The organism is Streptomyces sp. NPDC079167, from assembly GCF_040686735.1.
GTDB lineage: Bacteria > Actinomycetota > Actinomycetes > Streptomycetales > Streptomycetaceae > Streptomyces.
This window is the reverse complement of record NZ_JBFBLO010000005.1, coordinates 178,345-202,366: the sequence shown is the minus strand read 5'-3', so window position 1 is coordinate 202,366 and position 24,022 is coordinate 178,345. Positions and strand designations below refer to the sequence as shown.

The window sequence follows — 24,022 nt, the reverse complement described above, 5'->3', positions numbered from 1 at the left end:
GGCGGTCCCGGGCGGTTCACGGGCCCGCCCTCTCGTCGCGCTGTCACCGGTGGACGGCTTCACCCGGCAGGAACCGCACGGAGGGGCGCCCGTCGGGCCCTTCCGGCGTGACCACCGCGCGTACCCGGTAGACGTCGGCGATGAGTTCCTCGGTGATGACCTCCGAGGGCGTTCCCCCGGCGACCACCCGGCCTTCCTTCATGATCGTGACCCGGTCGCAGAACATGGCGGCCAGATTGAGGTCGTGCAGCGCGACCACCACGGTGACGGGCAGCGCGGCGACCAGGGAGAGCAGTTCCAGCTGGTGCTGGATGTCCAGGTGGTTGGTGGGTTCGTCCAGGAGGAGTTCCCGCGGCTGCTGGGCGAGGGCGCGGGCGATCTGCACCCGCTGGCGCTCGCCACCCGACAGGGTGTGCCAGGACTGTGCGGCACGGTCGGCCAGTCCGGTGCGCGCCAGGGCCTCGTGCACGGCGGCCTCGTCCTCGGGCCCGGGCGCCGACCAGGCCCGGCGGTGCGGGATGCGGCCGAGGCGTACGACGTCCAGCACACTCAGGTCGACCTGGGTGACCGCGTGCTGGTCGACGACGGCCACGCGGCGGGCCACGCCTCGCCGGCCGGTCTCGGCGAGCGTGCGGCCGTCGAGGGTGACGACGCCCGCGCCGGGCGCGAGAACGCCCGCCATCACCCGCAGCAGCGTGGTCTTGCCGGAGCCGTTGGGCCCCAGGAGCCCGACGGTGGTGCCGGGCAGCGGCGCGATGCTCACTCCGTCGAGGACGATCCGTCCGCCGGCCTCCCTGGCGACCCGGTCGGCGCGCAGGCCCTCGCCGGGGACCACTGTCCTGTTCACGCGTTCCTCCGGGTGCGGTATAGGACGATGACGAAGACGGGCACCCCGATGAGGGAGGTGACCACACCGACCGGGACCTCCTGCGGGTCGAGGACGGTCCTGGCCAGGGTGTCGACCCAGACCAGGAACACGGCTCCGGCGAGAGCGGTCACCGGCAGCAGCCGTCGGTGCCCCGGGCCCGTCAGCGCCCGGGCGGCGTGCGGGAGGACGAGGCCGACGAAGCCGATGGCGCCCGCCGAGCTGACCAGGGCCGCCGTCAGGAGCGCGGTGGTGCAGAGCAGCACGATCCGGGTGCGCCCCACGTGCACGCCCAGCGCGGCCGCGGCGTCCTGGCCGAAGGCGAAGGCGTCGAGCGTACGGGCGTGGCCGAGGCAGATCAGCAGGGTCACGGCCAGCACGGCCGAGCACATCCACACATCGCTCCAGCCCACCCCGCTCAGCGAGCCGAGCAGCCAGAAGAGCACGCCCCGCGTCTGCTCGGCGTCGGCGGCGGTCATCACGACGAAGGACGTGAGCGCGGAGAAGAGCTGCATGGCCGCGACCCCGGCGAGGACGACCCGGTCGGTGGATCCGCCGAGGGTGTGGCTGAGCAGCAGGACGAGGGCGAACGAGCACAGCGCCCCGACGAACGCACCGCCCGAGACCGACACGGCTCCGCCGCCGACGCCCAGGACGACGACCACGACCGCCCCGGTGGACGCCCCGGAGGAGACGCCGAGGACGAAGGGGTCGGCGAGAGGGTTGCGCAGCAGCGACTGCATCACGGTGCCGCACACCGCGAGTCCGGCCCCGCACACCGCTGCGAGCAGGGTGCGGGGCATGCGCAGGTTCCAGATGATCCCGTCGCGGATCGGGGTCAGCCGCCCGTCTCCCAGGCCGAGGTGCGAGGCCACCGCGGACCAGACGTCCGGGACGGAGATACGGGCGGGTCCGATCGTGACGGCCACCGCGACGGAGAGGAGCAGCAGGACGGTCCCGGCGGTCCACAGGACGCCGTCGCGCAGGACCCGGGCTGCGGGGGCCGTCCGGGTCGCGGGCGGCGGCTCCACCCGTACGTCCGGGGCGCGTTCGGTCCTCGTCACCCCGCGAGTCCGAACGAGCGCAGCCCGGCCGCGACGCGCTCCACGCCCTCCACGGTCCGGATGGTCGGGTTCATCGCCTGGCCGCTGAGCACGACGTACCGTTTGTGCCGGACGGCGTCCATGTTCTTCGTGGCGGGGTTGGACTCCAGGAACTCGATCTTCTTCGCCGCGCTCTCGGCCGTCTGCGACTTCCGGGTCAGGTCACCGATGACCAGGACGTCGGGGTTCCGGTCGGCGACGGTCTCCCAGTTGATCTGGGGCCATTCCTCGTGAGTGTCGTCGAAGACGTTCTTCGCGCCCAGCTCCTCGGTGATGATGCCGGGTGCGCCGCAGCACCCGGCCAGGTACGGGGCCTCGGAGTTGGCGAACCAGTAGAGCATCGTGGTCCCGGACGCGTCGATGTCCGCGGTCGCCCTGTCGACGCGTGCGCGGAGGCTCTTCACCAGCTTCTCGCCGCGCTCCGGGACGCCGAACACCTTGGCGAGGTCACGTACTTCGCCGTACACGCGGTCCATGGTCAGGGGCTCGGAGCGGGAGCCGTCGCCGCTCCCGGCGTTGTCCTTGCCCGCGCAGTCGGAGGGTGAGAGGTACGTCGGTACGCCCAGCTCCCCGAACTGGTCGCGGGACGCCACCCCGCCCTTCCCGAGGGTGGATTCGAACGAGGCGCTGACGAAGTCGGGCTCCTCGGCGAGGACCTTCTCGGAGGAGGGCTGGTTCTCGGCGAGGCGCTGCACCGTGGATTCGTCCTTCTCCAGGCCCTTCATCACCGGGTCCGTCCAGGTCGCGGTGGCGGCCAGCCTGTCGGCGAGGCCCAGGGAGAGCAGGATCTCCGTGGATCCCTGGTTGAGGGAGACGGCGTGACGTGGTGGGGAGTCGACTGTCACCGTACGGCCGCAGTTCTTCAGGGTCACGGGGAAGCCGTCGCCGGCGGAGTCCCGTGCCGCGCCGTCGGAGGTGCTCCCACCTCCGCCGCAGGCGGTCAGAAGGACAAGTCCCGCGATGAGCAGGGCTGTTCGGCGTACGGTGCTGGCTATGGGCGGCACGGAGTCCTCGGCCTTCTCTGGGCTCATGCGCGGAGCCCGTACGGAGTTCCGCTCCCGGTGCGGAAGCGGTTGCCAGCAGGTCTTCGGACTCGGGTTCGTCCGGACGAGGCGCCTTCCCGGTGCACCCGAGGGTGTTCCAGTGGCTGTGGCCCCGCCCGTCCCCCTCACCGCTGCGCGTCAGCTCCGGATTCGCACCGGATTCCCTGACTCCACGTGGAGTGTGACTGGCGTCTGCAAGCTATCACGCTGCGCTCCGGCGGCCTCGGGGGCCGTCGCCGGTACGGCGAGGGGCCTCTCCCTCTCCGTACCGGCCGGCCGTCGGGCGGGTCAGCGCTTGGGGTGAACCGATTCGCCGCCTTCGGGCTGCGGCTTCCCGCCGCGGCGGGCGAGCACGGACGTCGTGCCCCAGTAGGCGAGCAGGACGGCGCGCAGACCCAGGATCTCCAGGTGCTCGCCCAGGCGGCAGCAGACGGCCTGTCCCTTGCCTCCGGCGCTCATCGGGCGTCCGCCCGGCCGGTGTTCCAGGGGCCCTCGGGGTCGTCGTACGCGTCCGCGTAGCCGGGTCCGGCGATCGGCCAGTCGGCGAGCAGTTCCTCGGGCAGGGCGAAGGACTCGGCCAGCTCAGGGGCGTGCGCGGCGACGGCTGTGACGAGCTCCTCGACGGCCTCGGGCAGGGCGTCCACCTGAGCGGCGCTCAGGAGACCGGCGGCCAGCAGGTCGCCGCTGTTGCGGGAGACCCATTCGAGGGCGAACAGCCGCTCCAGCTCGCCGAGCCGGTCCCTGGCCGCCCCCTCGGGCAGTGCCGCGCGGGCCTCGGCGTAGGCGTCGGCGGCCTGCCGGTACGCATAGGCCTCGACGCCGCGCAGGGCGGGGCCCGAGGCCGCGTTCCACCGGCCGAGGGTGTCTGCGTCGGGTGCCCGCAGCGCACGGGCCCTGGCGCGGGCGAACCAGATGTCCTGGACCGAGGCGAGGAGCCGGCCCAGGAAGTGCGGGTCGGCGAGGTCCCCGGGGCGCGGAGCCCGGTCCGGGGCGTCGTCATCACCACCGCCGGGCTCCGCGGCGAAGAGCATGTCGGCCGCGGCCTTGGCGTACAGGGCGATGTTGTCGCCCTCCGCGGTGATGGCGCCCTCCACGCCCGTGACGAGTTCGGTCATGCCGTTGTTCTCCAGCAGCGCCTGGGCACCGCAGCGTTCACGGCTCTCGACGATGACGTCGCGGGCCCGCCAGGTGATCCACGCCTTGGCGACGTCGACCAGTCTCACCGCGTCCGTCCGGGCGTCCTCGTCCGTACAGGTTTCCCAGCGCTCCTGTGCCCTGCGGTACAGCAGGCTCATGGCGAAGACCATGGCCATGGCCGAGGCGAGCGGTCCGTGGTGCGTCCGGTGGGCGTTCACCGGCACCGGTGGGGCGCCCCGGGAGCCGGAGATCATCCGGTGCCCGCCGTAGCGTACGGCGACCGCCAGGGTCGCGCGGGCCGAACCCGCGGCGCAGGCGCTCATGGAGATGCGGCCGGGGGTGACCCGCCCGATCGAGGTGAGGAAGCGACGCCGCCTGTCCCCCGGCCCCGTCCTGAACTCCCCTGGCGCGTCGGCCTCCTCGGCTGGTCCCAGCAGGGCGTCCCGTGCCACGAAGAGCCGGTCGAAGGAGGTCAGACAGTGGTCCACCGGGCTGCCCATCCGGGCCGGCAGCCGCCGCACCCGGACACCGGGCAGCGCCTGCGCGTCGTCGGTGAGCGGCACCAGGAAGAGGCGTACCCCGTGGTCGGAGCCGTCGGCCACCAGGCGGGCGGCGACCAGGCCGGACTTGGCTCCGCCCGCCGGGCTGGTGTTGGGCATGAACTTCTGGGCGCCCGGGTTCGGGGTGTGCAGGACGAAGCCGTCCCGTTCACGGTCGTAGGTGGCGGTGGTCTCCATGGCCGCCGCGTTGTTGCCGTGTGCGACCTCCGTGCAGAGGAAGGTGCCGATGCGCCGCATCGACAGGTAGTCCGACAGATCGCGGCGGCCGACGCAGTCGTGGTCGAGGAGGCTGCCGAGGAAGAGGTTGTAGTGGATACCCGCCACGGTGGTGAGCGCGGGGTCCACCGGGCCGAGCCAGGCGTGCAGAGCGGCCAGCGCTCGGGGGTCGGCGGCGAGGCGTGCGCCGCTGTCCAGGGAGAGGTTGAGGATCCGCAACCGGTCGTAGGCGAGGTCCAGTCGCTCTTCGGGCGTTCCGCCGGCGGGGCGGCGGAACGGTTCTGTGCTGATCAGCCGCTGCCAGAACCCGTGCTCACGGCGGAAGTCCGGGCCGAGGACGACGCCGGTCAGCAGTTCGGTGGTGGACGGTGGGGCGGTGTCGGTAAGGGTCACGGTCATAACGAAATCAACGATCGTGGTGCGGGCGAGGACACCCCTGGAGGGTCTGCCGCTCCCGGACCGGCACGCCGGTCAGGGCCGCCGCCAGCTCCTCCTCGTCGGGAGGCAGGGCACCCGCCCGTCCGACGGTCACGGCGGCCGACGCCACGGCGTGGCGCAGCACGTCGCCCAGGACGGTGGCGTCCAGCGAGCGCAGCCGTGCGCGGGCCCGTCCTCCGAGCAGTCCGTACGAGGCCAGGGCGTGCAGTGCGGCGGACATGAAGGCGTCGCCCGCGCCCACCGTGTCCACGACCCTGACGGGCGGCGCGTCGGCGCCTACGGTCCCGCCCGGCAGGAAGGCCGTCGCCCCTCCGGCGCCCCGGGTGACCAGGACGACCGCGGGACCGGAGCGCAGCCACCGCTCGGCGGCCGTCTCCGACGTGTCGTCGGGGTACAGCCATCGCAGGTCCTCGTCGCTGGCCTTGACGATGTCGCTGAGCGCGGCCCAGCGTTCGGCGCGGCGTACGGCACGGGCGTGGTCCCCCATCAGGGCGGGCCGGACGTTGGGGTCGTAACTGACGGTGGCCGCCGGGCGGAGCGACTCGACGAGATCCAGGACCGTGTCCGCTCCTGGGTCCAGGGCGGTGGCGAGGGACCCGGTGTGGACGTGCCGGGGCGGCTCCCCGGACCACGCGACCGTGCCCAGCGTCCAGCCGATCTCGAAGGTGTACGTGGCCCGGCCCGCCTCGTCGAGGTCCACCGTGGCGGTGGGGGTGGGCGCGCCGCTGCCGTCGTCGAGGACCCGTACCCCGGCCGAAGCCAGGTGCTCCGCGATCAGCCGCCCGTCGGGGTCCGGACCCAGCTGGGTGATCAGGGTGGTGCTCCTGCCCAGTCCGGCCAGACCGTACGCGACGTTCGCGGGGCTGCCGCGGGGGTGGGTCCGGTCCGGCGCGCCCGGCAGCCGGACGATGTCGGCGACGCATTCGCCGATGACCAGCAGGTCGGGGCTGTCGGGCATGGGGGCAGGTCTCCTGGAGAGCGCGGGCGGTCGTGGTGAGGGGACGCACTGCCGCCGATTCTCCCCGGATGCGGGGAGCCGTGGTGACCCGGGGCTCAGGAGGCGCCGCCGCGCCCTTCGTCGCCGTAGCGCCGTTCGAACTTGGCGACCTGGCCCTCGGTGTCGACCACCCTCGCCTTGCCGGTGAAGAACGGGTGGCTCTCGGCGGAGATCTCCACGTCGATGACCGGATAGGTGTTGCCGTCGTCCCAGTCGATCGTCTGCTCGCTCGACGCGGTGGACCGGGTCAGAAAGGCGTACCCGGCGGAACGGTCACGGAAGACCACGGGACGGTACGACGGGTGCTTGTCCTGCTGCATCTCTGCTCCTGGAGGTACGGGGATCTCGCGTCCCGGCTTCGGGCCAGCGTCCCGAACGGCGGGGGCGGGCGCGATCCGGGACGTCCGTACGGAGCAGCGGATCAGCCCCCGTCCCACTCGGGGGCGGGGGCCGCCTTCGGGACGGAGGCGGTGCGCCGGGTCCACAGGAGCGCTCCGGCCAGCAGCACGACGGCGCCGAGCAGCCAGGGCAGCGGCCCTGCGGGCAGCACGCCGATGACCAGGCCGGCGGCCGCCCCCACGAGTTGCTGGGCCAGCGACTGCACGGAGAGGGCCGTCGCCCGGCCGGAGGCGTCGACGCGGCGGTGCAGGAGGTCGTTCTCGGTAGGCCCTGCGGCGCCCAGGCCCAGATAGACCAGTCCGTATCCGGCGACGGCCAGGGTCAGCGCGGGCGCCCCGGTGGCGGACACGGTGGCGCCGAGCGCCAGCAGACCGGCCACGCTCACCCCGAGGCTCGCCAGGACCGCGCGTTCCGCGTCTCCCGCGAGCCGGGCGACGAACGGCGCCAGCTGGCTTCCGAGCGCCGAGCACGCGAATCCGGCGGCGGCCAGGCCGGCGAAGAGGACCGCACCGGACTCCGCGGTCCCGGTGAGCGCGGCGGCGCGGCCGGGGGTGAGCAGTTCGAGAGCGGCGAGAGCTGTACCTGCGGCGCCCGTGGTCATCAGGATGCGACGGATCAGCGCGTCCCCGGCACCGAGCCGCAGCCCCGCGGCGATGGCACCGGGCACGCCCCGCAGGACGCCGCGCAGGGTGGCCACGGGGCGGGGCGGCTCCGTGAGGGCGGTCAGGACGTAGAGGACGAAGGCGATGCAGACGACCGCACCGAGGAGCACGGGCACGGAGAGCGGAAGGACCAGATCCGAGGTGAGCGTCCGCAGCCGGGCCCCTGGGTCCGGACCGAGGCCGAGCAGCCACGGCAGCGCCCCTCCGAGAACGACGCCGAGGGCGATGGCGCCGGACGAGGCGGCACTGCCGCGCGCCAGCCCCGTACGGATCTCGGCGTCGGGGCCCGCGTGGGCGTGCACGGTGTCGACGTACCAGGCCTCGGCGGGTCCGCTGGACAGGGCGCGGCCCGCACCCATGAGAGCCATGCCGAGGGCGAGCACCCAGGGGGAGGTGCCGAGGCCCATGAGCGTGAGGGCGCATGCGTTGAGCAGACCGGCGGAGGCCAGGACGGCGCGGCGGCCGATGACGTCGGAGAGGCCGCCTGTGGGGAGCTCCAGAGCGGCGGCGGTCAAGGAGTGTGCGGCGAATGCGGCGGCGACGGCGGTGAGGGCCAGGCCGCGCTCGGTGAAGAGCAGCACCATCGGCGCCATGACGAGGCCTGCGGGGAGCCAGAAGAGGAAGGACACGGCGACGAACCTGCGGCGCGCGGTGCGCTCGTCGGGTCCGGCGGCCGCGCCTCCGGGCACCGCGGTCCGGGGCTTCCCACCCTCGGGCGCCGGGGTCACCGGGCTCTGCCGGACTCGGGCTCGGCCTCGGTCTCGGCGGAAGGCCCGGCGTCACGGGCATCCTCGGCGGAAGGCCCGGCGTCACGGGCGTCCTCGGCGGTAGGCGCGGCGTCACGGGCGTCCTCGGCGGAAGGCCCGGCGTCGGGTCCGGCCGGTGCCAGCGGGAGTCCGGCGGTGAGCAGCACGACCTGCCGGGCACGGGAGTCGTGCTCGTCGCGTGCGGTCAGCTCCGCGAGCTTCTCCGCCATCGTGTCGCGGAGTTCGCGGAGGGACTCCGGCGTCAGCCGCGGCATCAGGTCGTCGATCCCCGAGGGGTCGTGCCATTCCTCGCCGAGACGGCCCGCGTCGATGTCCGCCTCGTGCTGCTCCATGGACTGCTGCAGGTGCTCGACCTGTCGGCGCCTGCCCAGCACCAGCATCGCCCGGCCCGCGGGCGTCGCCAGCATGGCCACGTTGTCCGCCGAGGTGACGGAGTGCACGGCCCGCCAGCGGCGCTCACGTCCGTCGCGGTGCTCCGCCTCCGCGACGAAGGCGTACTTGGCGAGCACCCGCAGGTGGTAGCTGGTCGAGGCGGACGTCTCCCCCGTCCGCACCGCCAGCTCGCTCGCGGTGGCGGGACCGTGCTGCCGCAGAAGGCCCAGCAGCCTCAGCCGCAGGGGGTGGGTGAGGGCCTTCAGGGCCGCCGCGTCCCGCTCGGGGTCGAGCACACGGTGCGTCGCGTCGCTGTCCATGGAGGCAGCCTAGGGCGCGGCCGGGTTTTGCCAAATAGTTTTTGCAGAATATTTTCGGGAAACTCCTCAGCCTTCTGCCGCCTGCTCCACCGCGTCCGCGACGAGCTCCAGGAAGCGCGCGTGCGCCTGGGGACTGCACAGCGGTTCGGGGTTCCACGGCACGGTCCGCGCGCCCCGCCCGGCGGCTTCCCAGGCGGGAGCGGTGATCTCGTCGAGCGGGACCGCGTTGGACCGGATGTCCGTCAGGACGATGCCGGGTTCCAGGGCCGCGGCCTGCGCCCAGTCGACGGTGGCCCAGTTGACCCCGTCACCGTCGGGCGGGGACACCAGGCCGACCCCGAGCTCCGCCAGCACCCGCAGTTCGGGCCACATCTGGGGGCGGGCGACATGCGCCTGCTCCTGGCCCGCGGGCGAGAGGGCCACCACCCTGGGGCCGGCAGGGTTGCGGACGGCCGCGCGGAGCCGCTCGCGGGCCGCGTGCAGTTCGTCGTCGGCGGCCGGGCCCGAGGCACCGCCGAGCGAGCGCGCGAGCTCGGCGAACCGCTCGGCGACCCGGTCGAGGGTGCGCGCCTGGCCCACGTCGATGACGACGACCGGGACGCGCTCCTCCAGGTGCTTGGCGGTGTCGGCCTCCAGTCCGTAGAGCTGGCCGTGGCCGTAGCTGACGGCGACGACCAGGTCGGGCCTGCCGCGTAACAGCGTGTCCACGTCCAGGTCGTCACCCGCGCCGCGGTAGTCCACGGAGTCCAGCGGGAGCGTGCCGGTCTTCGCCCTGTCGGGCTCCGCCCCGTCGTGCCCGGAGCCGAAGATCCCCTCCGGGCGTATCCCGAGGTCCCACAGCGTCGCTCCCGCCTGTACGTACGCGAGCACCCGGGACGGCCGTCGGTCCGCCACCACCAGCCGGCCCCGGTCGTCCGCGAAACTCCACGCGCTCTCCTGCGTCATACGACTCACCCTTCCGAACCGGCGGCCCGGGCCCTCTCCCGGGCTCGCCACCCACTACCTGCCCAGCCCGTCGGCTCCACACCCGCCGTGGTGCGCCCCAGATAGGTGAGCGGTCCGGGGTCGGGTACGTCGATCACCCGGAACCCGAGCCGGTCGTAGAACGCCCTGGCCGGGGCGTTCGCCGTCACCATGGACAGATGGACGGCCCCGACCCCCTGCTGGTGCAGCGCACCCAGGAAGGCGCCCATCAGCTCCCTGCCGTACCCCTTGCGCTGCCACGGCGGCAGCAGGTCGATGTGCAGGTGCGCGGGGTGCTCGTCCAGCTCCGGGAGGATCATGCGCTCCGGGCGGTACAGGAGCGCCGTCATCTCCTCGGTGAGCGTCCCGGGTTCACCCTCCGGCTCGGGGAAGCGGTCCGTCACCCGAGGGAGCCACACCTCCCGGAAGGCAACGGCGAACCGCCGCGTGTCCGCGGTCCCCAGGACGTATCCGACCGCGTGCCCGGAGCCGTCGTCCAGGACGAAGACCAGCTCCGGTTCCAGGTGGGCGTAGGGCTCGGCGAACAACGCGGGCATCAGCCCCGGGTCCGGATGGAGGTGTGTACTGTCCCCGCCGTTGTCGGCCGTGCGGACGCAGATGTCCGCGAGGGCCTCCCGGTCGGCGGGGCGGTAGGGGCGTACGTACGCGGTCGGTGTCATCGCCCCATCCTTTACCCCTGGGAGCGCTCCCACAAGGCCCGGAGGCGCATCAGGGCGCCTCGCCCTCCTGGCCGTCCGCGCGGGCGAGTTCGACGTTGAACTGGGCGCCGGTCAGGAGCGCGAGGTTGGTGAACCAGATCCAGATCAGGAAGACCACCAGCCCGGCCAGTGAGCCGTACAGCCGGCTGTAGCTGCCGATGTGGGTCGCGTACAGCGCGAATCCGGCGGAGGCGATCAGCCAGAGGAACGCCGCGAGCACCCCGCCGGGCAGCGCCAGCCGCACATTGCGGGCGGAGCGCGGTCCCGTACTGAAGAGGACCAGGATGAGGCAGGCGACCAGACAGAGCAGGACGGGCCACTTCAGCCCCTCCCACAGCGTCTCGCCCGCCTGCGCCAGGCCCGCCCGGCGGCCGAGCCAGCGCGCCAGAGGGCCGGTGAGTACGAGGGCGAAGGCGCTGGCCATCAGCAGGACGAGCAGCCCTATCGCCGAGACCACGATGATGTGCGCCTGGCGCAGGGGCGGCCTGGTGTCCTTCACCCGGTGCATGGCGTGCATCGCCCTGCGGAAGACCGCCAGATAGCTGGACGCGGACCACACGGCGCTCACACCGCCGGTGGCGACGAGCAGCCAGACGGCGGTGCGTTCCCGGGTGGCCGCCTCCAGGGGCCGCCGCAGCGCCGCCCCTGACTCGGCCGGTGCGAAGGCCGTGATGTCGGCGATCAGGGCGTCGGTGGCACCGGGGTTGGCCAGGCCGATGACGGAGACGGTGACGAGGAGGGCCGGGAGCAGTGCCAGGATGGCGTAGTAGGTGAGGGCGGCCGCCCAGTCGGAGAGGTCGTCGTTCCACAGGGACACGGGGGTCCGGCGCAGAGCGGTGCGCCAGTGCCTGCGCGCGGGGCGCCCTGCCGGGGGTGCGGTTCGTTCCGCGACTGGGCCTTCGGTCCTGCTGGGCACGCGGTCACTCCGGGGACGTGGGAAGGGCGGATGGCCGGGACGCCTCACGGCGGCCCGGCCGCTCCCTTTCTCTCATGCCTCGGTCCCGCGGATGTACTCCGGGCGGGCTCAGTCGTTGACGGCGGTGAGCAGCACCACCGCGTCCTCCAGGGCCAGCAGCCCGTGCCGCTCCTGGGGGATGGGGTGCAGCCGGCCGGCCGCGAGGTCCACGTCACCCGATCCCGCGGTGAGCCGGACCGTGCCGCGCAGCACCTGGAGTGACGCGGCGGGCGGCGCGTTGTGCTCGTCGAGGGCGGACCCCTCGGTGAGCGCGATCACCGTCTGCCGCAGGGGCGCCTGGCGCAGCAGGAGATGAGCGCTGCGCCCGTGCGCGTCGGCGCGGGCCGCGGCGAGGTGCTCGTCGGCGAGAGCGTTGAGGTCATCCATACGACCACTGTGCCGCAGCCCCCGCTCCCCCGCTATCGCGTCCGTGGCCGGCGGCCGTACGGGGCACGTGCCGGGCGGCCGAGGAAGCCGGACGGGGTGCGACTGCTCCGGCAAGCGGTACGAGATCCGCCTGACCGCCGGGAGCGGGGCCCGCAGGACGCGGACCCCGCTCCGGTGGAGCCGGCCGGCGGTCAGAGACCGCCGACGTACAGGAGCCGGTCGGGCGAGCCGGCACCGAGGCCCGTCAGGACGTCGGGGGTCGCATCGGCGGCGAGCCGGTCGGAGACCTCCTGCGGCGCCGCGTCGGGGTGCTGCTCCTTGTAGAGGGCGGCGGCACCGGCGGCGTGCGGACTGGCCATGGACGTGCCGCTCAGGGTGGTGGAGCCGCCGCCGAGCTTCGCGGACACGATGTCCACGCCCGGGGCGTAAAGCCGCACACAGGTACCCCAGTTGCTGAACGTCGCCTGCCTGTCCTGGTCGTCGCTCGCCCCCACGGTGAGCACGCCGTCGGCGCGCGCCGGGGAGACGTCACAGGCGTCCTGGTTCTCGTTGCCCGCCGCGACGACCGGCAGGGTGCCCTGCGCCGCGAGCGCGTCGAACGCGTCGTCGACGGCCGACGACGCGGGTCCGCCGAGGGAGGCGTTGACGACGGCCGGCTGCTCGGCGTTCTGAGCGATCCAGTCGAGGCCGGCGATGATCCCGGCCCAGGTGCCCGAGCCTTCGCAGTTGAGCACCCGCACCGGCACGAGGGAGGCCGCGGGCGCGACTCCGTACGTCGTACCGGCCACGGTCCCGGCCACGTGCGTGCCGTGGCCGTTGCAGTCCTCACCGTTGCGCCCGTCACCGATCGCGTCGTACCCGGCGCCCACCCGGCCGCCGAACTCGCTGTGGGCGGCTTCGATGCCGGTGTCGAGGATGTACGCGGTCACACCCTGGCCCGTGCCGTCCACGTCGTACGTACCGTCCAGCGGCAGGTTCCGCTGGTCGACGCGGTCCTGGCCCCAGCTCCCGGCCACGGCGCGCTTCCCGGCCGCCTCGGCGGCGGGCGGCGAGACGGAGGCCTCGCTGTTCTCCTCGACCGCCTGGACGCCCGTCGCGCCACGCACCTTCTCGAGCTGCGCGGGCGTCAGCGAGGCAGCGAACCCGTGCAGGACCTTGCTGTACGTGAAGAGGGTGCTGACCCCGATCTGCTCGGCCATGGCGGCCGGCTTCTGCTCGGGTGAGACGGTGACGATGTACTGACCGGGTACGGCCCGGGCCGACTTCTGCACCGGCACGAGGGTCTCGCCGGTGTCTGCCGTGGCCGTGGTGGTGCCGATCAGAGGCGCGATCAGCAGTAGAGCGGCTGGTGCCCAGCGGGCGCGCAGGCGCATGCGTTCTCCCTTGAGGTGGAGGAGCGGATCGCGGACCTGTCAGGTCCGCGAGGTGCGAACACCTGACCTTTCGTCCACATCTCCGGCGACCCTGAGCCGCGTCAGCCGGACAGCGCAACGATCGGCGCCGGGGCAGGCCCATTCGGCCGATCTCATGAAAGGTTTCAACTCCTCCCGGGAGTGAAGATAGACCCGGCCAAGGTGGGCGTCAATGCCGCAGACGGCAGGCATACAACCACCAATCCAGAAATGGCATTATCACGAAAGAACTCTTGACAGTGAGCGGTCAAAACTTTAACTTCACCTGAACTGAAACGATTCACCCCCCACGCTTCACCCCCGCATCGTTACGGAGCCGCGTTGTGATCAGCAGAAGACGACTGCTCAGCACCACCGCCGCCACCGCCGCGCTCGCCGCGGTCTCCGCACCTCCCGCCGGTGCGTCGGGGCCCGCCGGGGCCGCGGCGGGCCGGAGCCGTGTCACCGGGCCGACCGTGGAGTACGTACGCGATCCGCTGGGCCTGGACACTCCGCGTCCACGGCTGAGCTGGCCGGTCACGTCGGACCGCCCGGGCCAGAGCCAGAGCGCCTACCAGGTGCGCGTGGCCACCGCCCCCGACCGCCTCGGCAAGCCCGACGTCTGGGACAGCGGCAGGGTCGAGTCCGCACAGTCCCTGCTGGTTCCCTACGCGGGCCCCGAACCGGTGTCCCGCACGCGCTACTTCTGGTCCGTGCGGATCTGGGACGCGGACGGCCGGGCCTCCGTGTGGAGCGAGCCGTCCTGGTGGGAGACCGGGCTCCTGGACGCCTCGGACTGGACCGCCGGGTGGATCGCCGCACCCGAGGCGCTGACCGGCACACCCGCTCTGGACGACGCCTCGTGGATCTGGTTCCCGGAGGGGGATCCCGCCGTCGAGGCACCCGCCGCCACACGGTGGTTCCGCGGCCGGGTGGAGGTTCCGGAGGGTGTCACCCGCGCCCGGCTGGTCATGAGCGCCGACGACGGGTTCACCGCCCGCGTGAACGGCGTGGAGGTGGCGCACACGGAGGCCGACGGACCCGCCGAGAACTGGAAGCGTCCGGTCCTCGTCGATGTGTCGGACCATCTCGCCCCCGGGACCCAGGTGATCGCCGTGTCGGCGACGAACGCGGTGAGCGGGCCAGCCGGGCTGCTCGGAGTGCTGGAACTGACCACCGCCGACGGCGTGGTCACATCCGTCACCGACGCGAAGTGGCGGGCCACCGACGAGGAACCGCCGGGAGACTGGCACTCCCCCGGCTACGACGACACCGCCTGGCCCGCCGCCAAGGCCCTCGCCCGCTGGGGCTCCGGCCCCTGGGGCGAGGTGAAGCCGGCGTACTCCCCCGCCACCCAGCTGCGCCGGGAGTTCAGGCTCGGCCGCAAGCGCGTCGCGCGGGCGAGGCTGTACTCGACCGCCCTCGGCCTGTACGAGGTGTTCCTCAACGGCCAGCGCGTCGGTGAGGACCGCCTCGCCCCGGGCTGGACGGACTACCGCACGCGCGTCCAGTACCAGACGTACGACGTGACCGGCCTGCTGGCGCGGGGCGGCAACGCGCTCGGGATCACCCTCGCGGCCGGGTGGTACGCCGGGAACATCGCCTGGTTCGGACCACATCAGTACGGTGAACGTCCCGCCGCGCTGGCGCAGTTGGAGGTCACCTACACCGACGGGTCGACCGAGCGCGTGGTGTCGGGGAGTGACTGGCTCACCGCGGCGGGGCCGGTCACCGGGGCGGACCTGGTGGCGGGCGAGGACTACGACGCCCGGCTGGAGACCGCCGGATGGACACGCGCCGGCTTCGACGCCACCGGATGGCTCGCGGCCGACCGCGTCGACGGGGTGGCGGCGGAACTCGTGGCCGAGGTGGACGGCGCCTGCCGTGTGGAACGTGAGCTGACCGCCCGTGAGGTGACGGAACCGGAGCCCGGTGTCTTCGTGTTCGACCTCGGACAGAACATGGTGGGGACCCCGCGCCTCACGGTCTCCGGACCGGCCGGCACCACGGTGCGGCTGCGGCACGCCGAGGTACTGAACCCGGACGGCACGATCTACACGGCCAATCTGCGCACCGCCCGCGCCACGGACACGTACACGCTCAAGGGAGGGGGCCGGGAGACCTACGAGCCCCGCTTCACCTTCCACGGCTTCCGCTACGTCGAGGTGACGGGATATCCCGGCACGCCGGGCCGCGACGCGGTCGTGGGCCGTGTCATCCACACCTCGGCGCCGTTCACCATGGACTTCACCACCGATGTCCCCATGCTCGACCAGCTCCACCGCAACATCACCTGGGGGCAGCGCGGGAACTTCCTGTCCATCCCGACGGACACCCCGGCCCGCGACGAACGGCTCGGCTGGACCGGTGACATCAACGTGTTCGCGCCCACCGCCGCCTACACGATGGAGTCGGCGCGCTTCCTCACGAAGTGGCTCCACGACCTGCGCGACGCGCAGACCTCGGACGGCGCCTTCACCCATGTCGCCCCGGACCTCCCGGGCGTCGGCAACGGCGCGGCGGGCTGGGGCGACGCCGGGGTGACCGTGCCGTGGGCCCTGTACCAGGCATACGGCGACGTACGGGTGCTGGAGGAGTCCTGGGCCTCGATGACCCACTGGCTGGAGTATCTGGAGGCGCACAGCACCGGGCTGCTGCGCCCGGCGGACGGGTTCGGCGACTGGCTCAACATCGAGGACGAGACGCCCAAGGACGTCATCGCCACGGCCTACTTCGCCCACAGCGCCGATCTCGTGGCACGGACGGCCGAGGTGCTGGGGAAGGACCCCGTCCCGTACCGGACGCTCTTCGGCCGGGTGCGCGACGCGTTCCGCGCGGCGTACGTCGCCGACGGCCGGGTGAAGGGCGACACGCAGACGGCCTATGTGCTGGCGCTGTCCATGGATCTGCTGGCGGAGGGCGACCGGGGACCGGCGGCGGACCGTCTCGTGGCGCTCATCGAGGGGAAGGGATGGCATCTGTCGACGGGCTTCCTCGGCACCCCGCGGCTCCTGCCGGTGCTCACGGACACCGGCCACACGGACGTCGCCTACCGGCTGCTGCTCCAGCGGACCTTCCCGAGCTGGGGCTACCAGATCGACCGGGGCGCCACCACGATGTGGGAGCGCTGGGACTCGATCCGGCCGGACGGTTCCTTCCAGGACGCCGGGATGAACTCCTTCAACCACTACGCGTACGGCTCGGTCGGTGAGTGGATGTACGCGAACATCGCGGGCATCGCCCCGGGTGCCCCAGGCTTCCGGAAGGTGCTGGTGCGGCCGCGGCCGGGTGGTGGGCTGACACGGGCCGAGGCCCGGTTCGACTCACGGTACGGGCCGGTCGCCACGCGCTGGAGGAAGGACGCGGACGGCTTCGCCCTCAGCGTCGCACTGCCGCCGAACACGACGGCCGAGGTGTGGGTACCGGGCGGCGACGCACGCAGTGCCGGCCGGGGCCCGGCAAACTTCCTCCGGCTGGACGACGGGTGCGCGGTCTTCGCCGTGGGGTCGGGCACCCACCGGTTCACGGCCTCCGGCTGAGCGTCCGCGTGCCCTGTGGGACCGTCCCACAGGGCACGCGGAGCACTTTCGGTCAGCCGGCCGCCCCGGGGAACGGTGTGGTCCCGGCCGCCACGCGGAGCACCACGACCCCCCGTGACGGGAGGACCAGGCCGCCCCCGGTGGCGGGGGAGGGCCCGGCGAGGATCTCTCCCGTCACCGTGGCGAAGGTGACGGGATCGTCCGTTCGGTTGACGAGGAACCAGTACGCGTGGGTACCGTCGGTCCGCACGGTCAGCTCCACCGCCCCTCGCACGTCGGAGGGAAGCTCGCTGAGCACTCCGGCGCCGGACAGCAGGGGCCCCAGCACGTCGGGCAGCCCGTGGGGGCCCAGCCGGGTGGAGACGTAGGCGGCGGAGCCGCCGTCCGCCAGGCGGCGCCGGGTGAGGGCGGGGCGCCCTGCCTGGTCCCCGGTCCCGTAACGTGCGAGCACCGTGACCTCGGGGTCGGTCAGGTCGATCCGGTCGGTCCACAACGTGCCGGTCAGGCCGTTGTCGAGCCGCACGTCCTCGCCGTCCCGCAGCGGGCCGAACTCCTCGATGCGGATGCCCAGGAGGTCGCGCAGCGCGCCCGGGTATCCGCCGAGGTGCACGTGGTCGTTCTCGTCGACGACACCCGAGTAGTAGGTGGTGGCGAGGTGGCCGCCGCCGCGCACATAGGACTCCAGGCGTCCGGCGAGCTCCAGGGGGACGACGTGCAGGAGAGGGGCCGCGACGAAGTCGTACCCGGTGAGGTCGGCCCCGGTCGTGACCACGTCCACGCGGACGCCCAGGGACAGGAAGGCCGAGTACCAGTCGAGGGCCTCCTGCCGGTAGCGCACCAGGGAGGACGGCTGCGAGTCGCGTTCGACGGCCCACCAGGATTCCCAGTCGTACACCAGGGCGGCCCGAGCCGGTTCCCGTACGGAGCCGGTGACCGGGGTGAGGGACTCCAGCGTCCGGCCGAGGGCGGTCACCGAGCGGAACAGCTCACTGTCGGGGCCGGCGTGGGGCACCATCGCGGAGTGGTGCTTCTCGGCGCCGGCGGCGGACTGGCGCCACTGGAAGAAGCAGACGGCGTCGGCCCCGTGGGCGACGTGGACCAGGGAGTCGCGGGCGAGTTCACCCTGGCGCTTGGCGACGTTGACGGGCTGCCAGTTGACCGCGCTCGTCGAGTGCTCCATCAGGAACCAGGGCCTGCCCCCGGCGATGGAGTGGGTGAGGGCGGCGGAGAAGGAGAGCTCGTCCAGGCGCTGCGGACCGGGGTGGGCGTAGTGGTCGTTGGAGACGAAGTCGATCTCCTCCGCCCAGTCGGGGTAGTTCATGCCCTGGGTGCCGCTCATCACCATGAAGTTGGTGGTTGCGGGGATCTCGGGAGTGATGCGGCGCAGGATCTCGCGTTCGGCCCGGAGGTAGTCCTTGAGCGCGTCCGACGAGAAGCGCTTGAAGTCGAGCTGCTGGGTCGGGTTGGTGTGGCTGGCGGCCAGTCGCGGCGGCTGGATCTGTGCCCAGTCCCCGTAGTGCTGCGACCAGAAGGAGGTGGCCCAGGCCCGGTTGAGCTCCTCCAGTGTGACGTACCGGGCGCGCAGCCAGTCGCGGAAGGCCCGGGCGGCGTCGTCGGAGTAGTCGTAGATGTTGTGGCAGCCGAGCTCGTTGGAGATGTGCCAGGCGACCACGGCGGGGTGGTCCGCGTAACGGGTGGCCATGGCCTCCACCAGCCGCAGGGCGTACCGGCGGAAGACGGGCGAGGTGGGCCGCCAGTGCTGCCGCGCGCCCTGGGAGAGCGTCTCCCCCGTGCGGGTGACCGGCAGGATCTCCGGGTGCAGGGTGGTGAGCCAGGGCGGCGGCGAGGCGGTGGCGGTGGCGAGGTCCACGTCGATGCCGTTGCTGTGGAGCAGGTCGAGCACCTCGTCCAGCCATGCGAAGTCCCACCGGTCCTCGGCCGGCTGGAGACGGGCCCAGGAGAAGATGGCGACGGAGACGACGGTGACCCCGGCCTCGCGCATCAGCCGGACGTCTTCCTTCCACACCTCGCGCGGCCACTGCTCCGGGTTGTAGTCGGCCCCGTAGGCGAAGCGCGCGGGGCGGTCGTCGGAGGGCGGGCGCAGCCAGTGGCGCTCGGAGGCGGGGGTCATGAGGATCCTTTCGGATACGGGTGCGGGTACGGCACGGGGCGGCCGCCCGTCGGAGGGCGACCGCCCCGTGCCGGTTCAGCGGCCGGGGGTCACTTGTTGACGCTGAAGCCCTGGTCGTTGCCGTAGGTGACGGCGGCCTTCTGCCACTGCTTCAGACCGTCGGCCAGTGTGGTGTCGGAGACGTACGCCTTGCCGACGGAGTCGTTGAAGACGGAGTTCGCGTACACCTGGAAAGGCAGGTAGGACCAGTCCTCGGGCACCTGGCTCGCGGACCGGGCGAAGATCTCGTTCGCCTTCTGGCCGCCGAAGTACGGGAAGGAGGTGTCGAGGAACGACGGCGAGGACAGGTCTGCCGTGGTGGCGGGGAAGGCGCCGCCCTTGAGGCGGGCCTGGACGCCCTCGGAGTGGTTGGCGTACTCGTTGAACGCGTACGCCAGGTCCTTGTTCTTGCCGGCCTTCATCACAGCGAGGGCGCTGCCGCCGTTCTCGGAGCTGACCTCCTCGCCCTTCTTCCACTGCGGGAGGGCGGCAGCGCGCCAGTCACCCGAGGCCGACTCGACGCCGGAGACGAAGTTGGCGGGCATCCAGGCGCCGGTGGAGAGGGTGGCGATGGTTCCGTCCGCCAGTCCCTTGTACCACTCGTCGCTCCAGTTGGTGACGGGCGCCAGGAGCTTCTCGTCGATGAGCTTCTGCCAGACCTTGGTGTAGGCGACGACCCCCTTGTCGGCGGCGAGGTCGACCGTCACGTCGGTGTCGCGGTTCTTGAACGGGGTCCCGCCGGCCTGCCAGATCATGCTGGTCGTGAACCCGGCGTCGCCGGTGTCGTTGGTTATGTAGGCCTTGGGGTCCGCGGCGTGCAGGGCGCGGGCCGCCTCGAGGTACTCGTCCCAGGTGGTGGGGACGGCGATCTGGTGCTTGTCCAGCACCTTCTTGTTGTAGAAGAGCGCCATCGGGCCGGAGTCCATGGGCAGCGCGTACACGGCCTCGTCGACGGCGACGGAGTTCCACGGTCCGGGCGAGTAGTCGTCCTTGAAGTCCCCGGCGCCGTAGCGGCTCAGGTCCTCGAGGGAATCACCGAGGGCGAACTGTCCGACGGCGTAGTACTCGACCTGCGCGACGTCCGGCACGCCGGAGCCCGCCTGCACGGCGTTCTGCAGGGCGGTGTACTGGTCGTTGCCCGTACCGGCGTTGACCAGCTTGACCTTGACCTTGGGGTACTCCTTCTGGAAGTCGCTGACCACCTGCTTCAGCGTCGGCTCCCACGCCCACACCGTGATGGAACCGCCCTCCTTGAGGGCCGCCCGGAGATCACCTCCCGATACGGTCTTGTCCGACGAGGCGGAATCGCCGTCGGAGGACCCGCACGCGGTCAGACTCAGCGCGGCCGCGCACAGCAGGCCGACGCCACGCATCGCGCGTCTGGTCATGGTTCTCATAATTGCTTCACTCCGTTGTGGTGAGGGTGGTGCACGAACCGTGGAACGTCCGCACGGGGGTGCGGGGGTGGAGAGGGGTGGTGCGCCGCGCCGGCCGGGAGCCGGGGGGAACCGGTCCCGGAGCGCGGAGATTCGGTGGCCGAGGGGGCCCGGGTGCCGTTCACCCCTTGACGCTGCCCGCGGCCAGGCCGGACTGCCAGTAGCGCTGGAGCAGCAGGAAGGCGATGACCAGCGGCACGATGGTCAGCAGCGAACCCGTGATGACCAGGTTGAAGACCGGCTGGCCGCCGGCGGTGGACGCCTGTTCGTTCCAGGCGTTCAGGCCCAGGGTCAGCGGATACCAGTCCGGGTCCTTGATCATGATCAGGGGCAGGAAGTAGTTGTTCCAGGTCTGCACCATGGTGAACAGCAGAACCGTGACGATGCCCGGGGCCAGCAGCGGGAGCGCGATGCGGAAGAACGTACGCAGCTCGCCGGAACCGTCCATCCTGGCCGCTTCCAGGAGCTCGGCGGGGACGGCCTCTGCGGCGAACACCCACATGAGGTAGAGCCCGAACGGGGAGATGAGGGACGGGATGATGACGGCCCACGGTGTGTTGGTGAGCCCCATCTTGCTGAACATCAGGAAGGTCGGCACCGCCAGCGCGGTGGCGGGCACGGCGACCGCGCCGATGACGGTGGCGAAGACGGCGCGTTTGCCCGCGAAGTCGAACTTGGCCAGGCCGTAGCCGCCGAGGACCGCGAGGAAGGTGGCGCCACCCGCGCCCACGACCACGTACAGCAGGGTGTTGAGGAACCAGCGGACGAAGATGCCGTCGTCATAGGTGAGCGTCTGCGAGATGTTGTCCCAGAGGGCGAAGTCGCCGCTGAACCAGAGCCCGAAGGAGCCGAAGAGGCCCTGCTGCGTCTTGGTGGCGTTGATGACGAGCCAGGCCAGCGGCATGAGCGCGTAGAGCGCGGTCACGCCCATGAGCACCGTGAGCAGCACGCTGCGGCGCGGCCGGCCGGCCGTACTGCGTCGGCGCGCGGAGCGGCTCGGCGGCTGGGCGCGGTGGGTGGAGGGCCGGGGCGTCTGTCCGGCGGTGAAGGAAGGGGCGCTCATCGTTCACGCCTCCTTTCGCATGCCGCGCAGCTGGACCGCGTAGGCGATGATCATCGTGACGACTCCCATGACGAGGGAGACCGTGGCCGCGTAGTTCTGCTGCCGCCCGGAGAAGGACAGCGTGAAGGTGTAGAAGTTGGGTGTGAAGTAGGTGGTGATGGCGTTGGGCGCCAGGTTCTGCAGGATGCTGGGCTCGTTGAACAGCTGGAAGCTGCCGATCACCGAGAAGATCGTCGCGATCACCAGCGCGCCGCGGATCGCGGGGATCTTGACCGCGGTGATGATCCGCCACTGTCCCGCTCCGTCGATCTCGGCGGCCTCGTAGAGGGACTTGGGGACGACACGCAGCGCGGAGTAGAAGATCAGCATGTTGTAGCCGATGAACTCCCAGGTGACGATGTTGCCGATGCTGGCCAGCACCAGGGAGGGAGAGAGCGGGTCGGGCAGCGACACGCCCAAGGCGTCGTTGATGTTCCCCACCAGCCCGAAGCGGGTGCCGTAGATGAAGCCCCACATCAGGGTGGCGACGACCGCGGGTACGGCGTACGGCAGGAAGACCGCGATCCGGAAGAAGCTCTTCCCGTAGATCCTGCCGCTGTCGAGGGCGAGGGCTATGAGCAGGGCCAGGCCGAGCATGACGGGCACCTGCACCGCGAGGAAGAGCGTCACCCGGCCGACGGCTGCCCAGAACTGCTCGTCCTCGAAGGCCCGTCGGAAGTTGTCCAGGCCGACGAACGACGTGCCGCCCACCAACTGGTCCCGGAAGAAGCTCAGATACAGCGAGTAGACGATCGGGGCGAGGAACACCAGGGCGAACACGGCCATGAAGGGTCCCACGAAGAGCCAGCCGACCCGTCCACGCCGGCTGCGGGAACGTCCGGCCGGTGGGCGGCGTCCGGTCGTGATCGGCGTAACGGCCGTCATGGGTACTCCTGTTGGTCCGGCGTGGTGCAGGGCCCCGGCCGGATGGAGACACCGGACATCGTGGAGGCGCTGTGCTTGAGAAGGCCGATGTCCACGCGAACACCCGTACTGATGTTTACGTAAACATTTATCGGTGAAGTGATGTTTACACGTCTCTCACCCTATGGTCAAGACTCGGTTTCCCTGCTACGCCGAGCAGTTGGGCCCCGACAGGCCCGCCGGCGGCCCGAGCGGCGGCGTCCGTGCATGCCCGTGTGTCGGCGGCGGGTGTCCGGAGTGGTAGAAATGCCGTTGGTCCGAGCCCTCGGTCCGCACGCGATATCGAGCCACACGCGGAGCAGAGACAGGGGCCGGCCCCGATCGGAACCCCCCACGACGCGCGGCCGAGGACGGCCCCGCGCCGGAACAGCGCGCCCACACGGCGAAAGGCTCACACGACCACGACGGAGGCAGACGGAGTGCAGGGAAAGGAACAGGCCATGGACCGGCCGCCCCGCAAGGAGGCCTCGATGGCCGACGTCGCACGCCTGGCCGGGGTCTCCTCGCAGACGGTCTCCCGTGTCTCCAACGGACACACGGTGGTGTCGCAGGAGACCCGCGAACGCGTGCTGAGCGCCATGAAGGAGCTGAACTACCGCCCCAACAGCGCCGCGCGGGCCCTGAAGAGCGGGAAGTTCCGCACGCTGGGCGTCATCCTGTTCACCCTGGCCACAACGGGCAACGTCCGTACCCTTGAGGCCATTTCCGCCTCCGCCGCGGACGAGGGCTACGCGATCACCCTGCTGCCCGTCGCGACGCCCACCAGCACGGGAGTCAGGGGCGCCGTGACCATGCTCGGCGAACAGGTCGTGGACGGCATCATCGTGATCATGGAAGTCCGCCTCCTGGACGCCGCCATCTCGCTGCCGCCGCACACCCATGTGGTGGTGGCGGACTCCGACGCGGGCGACCGTTACAGCGTCGTGGACACGGACCAGTCCGGTGGCGCCAGGGCAGCCGTGCAACACCTCCTCGACCTCGGGCACCGCAGTGTGGCTCACGTCGCCGGCCCGCCCGAGTCGTTCGCCGCGCAGCGCCGCGCACAGGCCTGGCGGCAGACCCTGGAGGAGGCGGGACGGCCTGTTCCGCCTCCCGTGGACGGCGACTGGTCGGCGGCCTCGGGGTACGAGGCGGGCCTCGCGCTCGCTGCGGACCCGTCCTGCACCGCGGTCTTCGCCGCCAACGACCAGATGGCGCTGGGCGTCCTGCGAGCACTCCAGGAACGGGGCAGGCGGGTGCCCGAGGACGTCAGCGTCGTCGGCTTCGACGACATCGCCGACTCCGCCTCCTTCCTCCCCCCGCTGACCACCGTCCACCAGGACTTCGCGGAGGTCGGCCGGCGGTGCGTGGACGGCGTCCTGCGGCAGATCCGCGACGAGACCACGGAGCGCGGCACCACCCTGGTCCCGACCCACCTGGTCGTCCGGGCGAGCACGGGCCCGCCGCCCCGCGGGTGAGCGGTCGCCCGGCGCTACAGGACAGAAACTGTCCTGTAGCGGCTCTAGCGTTCTCCCAGGACTTCATCACGGGGACGGACGGAGAACGCTGTGACCGAGG

Annotated in this window: 19 protein-coding genes, 1 pseudogene and 1 riboswitch; of the genes and pseudogenes, 2 read left to right on the top strand and 18 right to left on the bottom strand. The window is 72.0% G+C overall.

Annotated elements, in window-relative coordinates:
• Window positions 1-43: 43 nt before the first annotated feature.
• The 14 genes and pseudogenes from AB0P41_RS12870 to AB0P41_RS12805 all read right to left on the bottom strand — a co-directional run bounded on the left by AB0P41_RS12870 (window position 44) and on the right by AB0P41_RS12805 (window position 13,276).
• On the bottom strand, window positions 44-847 hold the full coding sequence (locus tag AB0P41_RS12870; RefSeq protein ID WP_365931787.1) for an ABC transporter ATP-binding protein: 804 nt from the start codon (window positions 845-847) through the stop codon (window positions 44-46).
• On the bottom strand, window positions 844-1,896 hold the full coding sequence (locus tag AB0P41_RS12865; protein ID WP_365932122.1) for an iron chelate uptake ABC transporter family permease subunit: 1,053 nt from the start codon (window positions 1,894-1,896) through the stop codon (window positions 844-846). Before AB0P41_RS12865 ends, AB0P41_RS12870 begins: the two co-directional genes overlap by 4 nt.
• A gap of 29 nt (window positions 1,897-1,925) precedes the next feature.
• Window positions 1,926-2,972 carry an ABC transporter substrate-binding protein gene (locus AB0P41_RS12860; RefSeq protein ID WP_365932120.1) on the bottom strand — a complete coding sequence of 349 codons (1,047 nt, stop codon included), beginning with the start codon at window positions 2,970-2,972 and terminating at the stop codon, window positions 1,926-1,928.
• A 56-nt stretch (window positions 2,973-3,028) separates the two neighbouring features.
• Window positions 3,029-3,216, bottom strand: a riboswitch (cobalamin riboswitch).
• An 83-nt stretch (window positions 3,217-3,299) separates the two neighbouring features.
• Window positions 3,300-3,470, bottom strand: a complete 171-nt coding sequence (locus AB0P41_RS12855) for a hypothetical protein (protein WP_356707053.1) — start codon at window positions 3,468-3,470, stop codon at window positions 3,300-3,302.
• Window positions 3,470-5,323: pseudogene (locus AB0P41_RS12850) on the bottom strand (acyl-CoA dehydrogenase); the annotation flags it as partial. The gene AB0P41_RS12855 and the pseudogene AB0P41_RS12850, both read right to left, overlap by 1 nt.
• 7 nt (window positions 5,324-5,330) lie before the next feature.
• Window positions 5,331-6,320 carry a carbohydrate kinase gene (locus AB0P41_RS12845; protein ID WP_365931785.1) on the bottom strand — a complete coding sequence of 330 codons (990 nt, stop codon included), beginning with the start codon at window positions 6,318-6,320 and terminating at the stop codon, window positions 5,331-5,333.
• A gap of 95 nt (window positions 6,321-6,415) precedes the next feature.
• On the bottom strand, window positions 6,416-6,679 hold the full coding sequence (locus tag AB0P41_RS12840; RefSeq protein ID WP_356707055.1) for a type B 50S ribosomal protein L31: 264 nt from the start codon (window positions 6,677-6,679) through the stop codon (window positions 6,416-6,418).
• 101 nt (window positions 6,680-6,780) lie between these two features.
• A complete protein-coding gene (locus AB0P41_RS12835; protein ID WP_356707056.1) occupies window positions 6,781-8,109 on the bottom strand; it encodes an MFS transporter in 1,329 nt (442 codons plus the stop codon).
• Window positions 8,110-8,144: 35 nt separating this feature from the next.
• The gene (locus tag AB0P41_RS12830; RefSeq protein WP_365931784.1) at window positions 8,145-8,879 is read right to left on the bottom strand and encodes a helix-turn-helix domain-containing protein; all 735 of its coding nucleotides are present in this window, start codon (window positions 8,877-8,879) and stop codon (window positions 8,145-8,147) included.
• 66 nt (window positions 8,880-8,945) lie between these two features.
• On the bottom strand, window positions 8,946-9,824 hold the full coding sequence (locus AB0P41_RS12825) for an ABC transporter substrate-binding protein (protein ID WP_365931782.1): 879 nt from the start codon (window positions 9,822-9,824) through the stop codon (window positions 8,946-8,948).
• Between the two features lie 5 nt (window positions 9,825-9,829).
• The gene (locus tag AB0P41_RS12820; RefSeq protein ID WP_356707059.1) at window positions 9,830-10,522 is read right to left on the bottom strand and encodes a GNAT family N-acetyltransferase; all 693 of its coding nucleotides are present in this window, start codon (window positions 10,520-10,522) and stop codon (window positions 9,830-9,832) included.
• Between the two features lie 49 nt (window positions 10,523-10,571).
• On the bottom strand, window positions 10,572-11,477 hold the full coding sequence (locus AB0P41_RS12815) for a YihY/virulence factor BrkB family protein (protein WP_365931780.1): 906 nt from the start codon (window positions 11,475-11,477) through the stop codon (window positions 10,572-10,574).
• 108 nt (window positions 11,478-11,585) lie between these two features.
• Entirely contained in the window at window positions 11,586-11,903 is a 318-nt protein-coding gene (locus tag AB0P41_RS12810; RefSeq protein ID WP_356707061.1) for a cupin, read from the bottom strand.
• 191 nt (window positions 11,904-12,094) lie between these two features.
• Complete coding sequence (locus AB0P41_RS12805; protein WP_365931779.1) at window positions 12,095-13,276, bottom strand: S8 family serine peptidase; 1,182 nt, start codon at window positions 13,274-13,276, stop codon at window positions 12,095-12,097.
• A gap of 362 nt (window positions 13,277-13,638) precedes the next feature.
• Between AB0P41_RS12805 and AB0P41_RS12800 the strand changes: the two genes are divergently transcribed.
• Window positions 13,639-16,833, top strand: a complete 3,195-nt coding sequence (locus AB0P41_RS12800; RefSeq protein WP_365931777.1) for an alpha-L-rhamnosidase — start codon at window positions 13,639-13,641, stop codon at window positions 16,831-16,833.
• Window positions 16,834-16,885: 52 nt separating this feature from the next.
• Here the strand turns inward: AB0P41_RS12800 and AB0P41_RS12795 are convergent, their stop codons facing one another.
• From AB0P41_RS12795 to AB0P41_RS12780, 4 genes are all read right to left on the bottom strand, one after another.
• Complete coding sequence (locus tag AB0P41_RS12795; RefSeq protein WP_356707064.1) at window positions 16,886-18,964, bottom strand: beta-galactosidase; 2,079 nt, start codon at window positions 18,962-18,964, stop codon at window positions 16,886-16,888.
• 89 nt (window positions 18,965-19,053) lie between these two features.
• Window positions 19,054-20,400, bottom strand: coding sequence for a sugar ABC transporter substrate-binding protein (locus AB0P41_RS12790; RefSeq protein WP_356707065.1), 1,347 nt, complete (start codon window positions 20,398-20,400; stop codon window positions 19,054-19,056).
• Window positions 20,401-20,560: 160 nt separating this feature from the next.
• Entirely contained in the window at window positions 20,561-21,502 is a 942-nt protein-coding gene (locus AB0P41_RS12785) for a carbohydrate ABC transporter permease (protein WP_356707066.1), read from the bottom strand.
• 3 nt (window positions 21,503-21,505) lie between these two features.
• Window positions 21,506-22,426 carry a sugar ABC transporter permease gene (locus tag AB0P41_RS12780; RefSeq protein ID WP_356707067.1) on the bottom strand — a complete coding sequence of 307 codons (921 nt, stop codon included), beginning with the start codon at window positions 22,424-22,426 and terminating at the stop codon, window positions 21,506-21,508.
• 479 nt (window positions 22,427-22,905) lie between these two features.
• Between AB0P41_RS12780 and AB0P41_RS12775 the strand changes: the two genes are divergently transcribed.
• Window positions 22,906-23,922: a LacI family DNA-binding transcriptional regulator gene (locus AB0P41_RS12775; protein WP_365931772.1), complete on the top strand. Its 1,017-nt coding sequence runs from the start codon at window positions 22,906-22,908 to the stop codon at window positions 23,920-23,922.
• Window positions 23,923-24,022: the final 100 nt, after the last annotated feature.

Excerpts from the sequence above, each read along its gene's own strand:
- AB0P41_RS12820 (WP_356707059.1), bottom strand. The coding sequence starts at position 10,522 with ATGACACCGACCGCGTACGTACGCCCCTACCGCCCCGCCGACCGGGAG.
- AB0P41_RS12795 (WP_356707064.1), bottom strand. The coding sequence starts at position 18,964 with ATGACCCCCGCCTCCGAGCGCCACTGGCTGCGCCCGCCCTCCGACGAC.
- AB0P41_RS12810 (WP_356707061.1), bottom strand. The coding sequence starts at position 11,903 with ATGGATGACCTCAACGCTCTCGCCGACGAGCACCTCGCCGCGGCCCGC.
- AB0P41_RS12790 (WP_356707065.1), bottom strand. The coding sequence starts at position 20,400 with ATGAGAACCATGACCAGACGCGCGATGCGTGGCGTCGGCCTGCTGTGC.
- AB0P41_RS12855 (WP_356707053.1), bottom strand. The coding sequence starts at position 3,470 with ATGAGCGCCGGAGGCAAGGGACAGGCCGTCTGCTGCCGCCTGGGCGAG.
- AB0P41_RS12780 (WP_356707067.1), bottom strand. The coding sequence starts at position 22,426 with ATGACGGCCGTTACGCCGATCACGACCGGACGCCGCCCACCGGCCGGA.
- AB0P41_RS12775 (WP_365931772.1), top strand. The coding sequence starts at position 22,906 with ATGGACCGGCCGCCCCGCAAGGAGGCCTCGATGGCCGACGTCGCACGC.
- AB0P41_RS12830 (WP_365931784.1), bottom strand. The coding sequence starts at position 8,879 with ATGGACAGCGACGCGACGCACCGTGTGCTCGACCCCGAGCGGGACGCG.
- AB0P41_RS12785 (WP_356707066.1), bottom strand. The coding sequence starts at position 21,502 with ATGAGCGCCCCTTCCTTCACCGCCGGACAGACGCCCCGGCCCTCCACC.
- AB0P41_RS12805 (WP_365931779.1), bottom strand. The coding sequence starts at position 13,276 with ATGCGCCTGCGCGCCCGCTGGGCACCAGCCGCTCTACTGCTGATCGCG.
- AB0P41_RS12845 (WP_365931785.1), bottom strand. The coding sequence starts at position 6,320 with ATGCCCGACAGCCCCGACCTGCTGGTCATCGGCGAATGCGTCGCCGAC.
- AB0P41_RS12825 (WP_365931782.1), bottom strand. The coding sequence starts at position 9,824 with ATGACGCAGGAGAGCGCGTGGAGTTTCGCGGACGACCGGGGCCGGCTG.
- AB0P41_RS12840 (WP_356707055.1), bottom strand. The coding sequence starts at position 6,679 with ATGCAGCAGGACAAGCACCCGTCGTACCGTCCCGTGGTCTTCCGTGAC.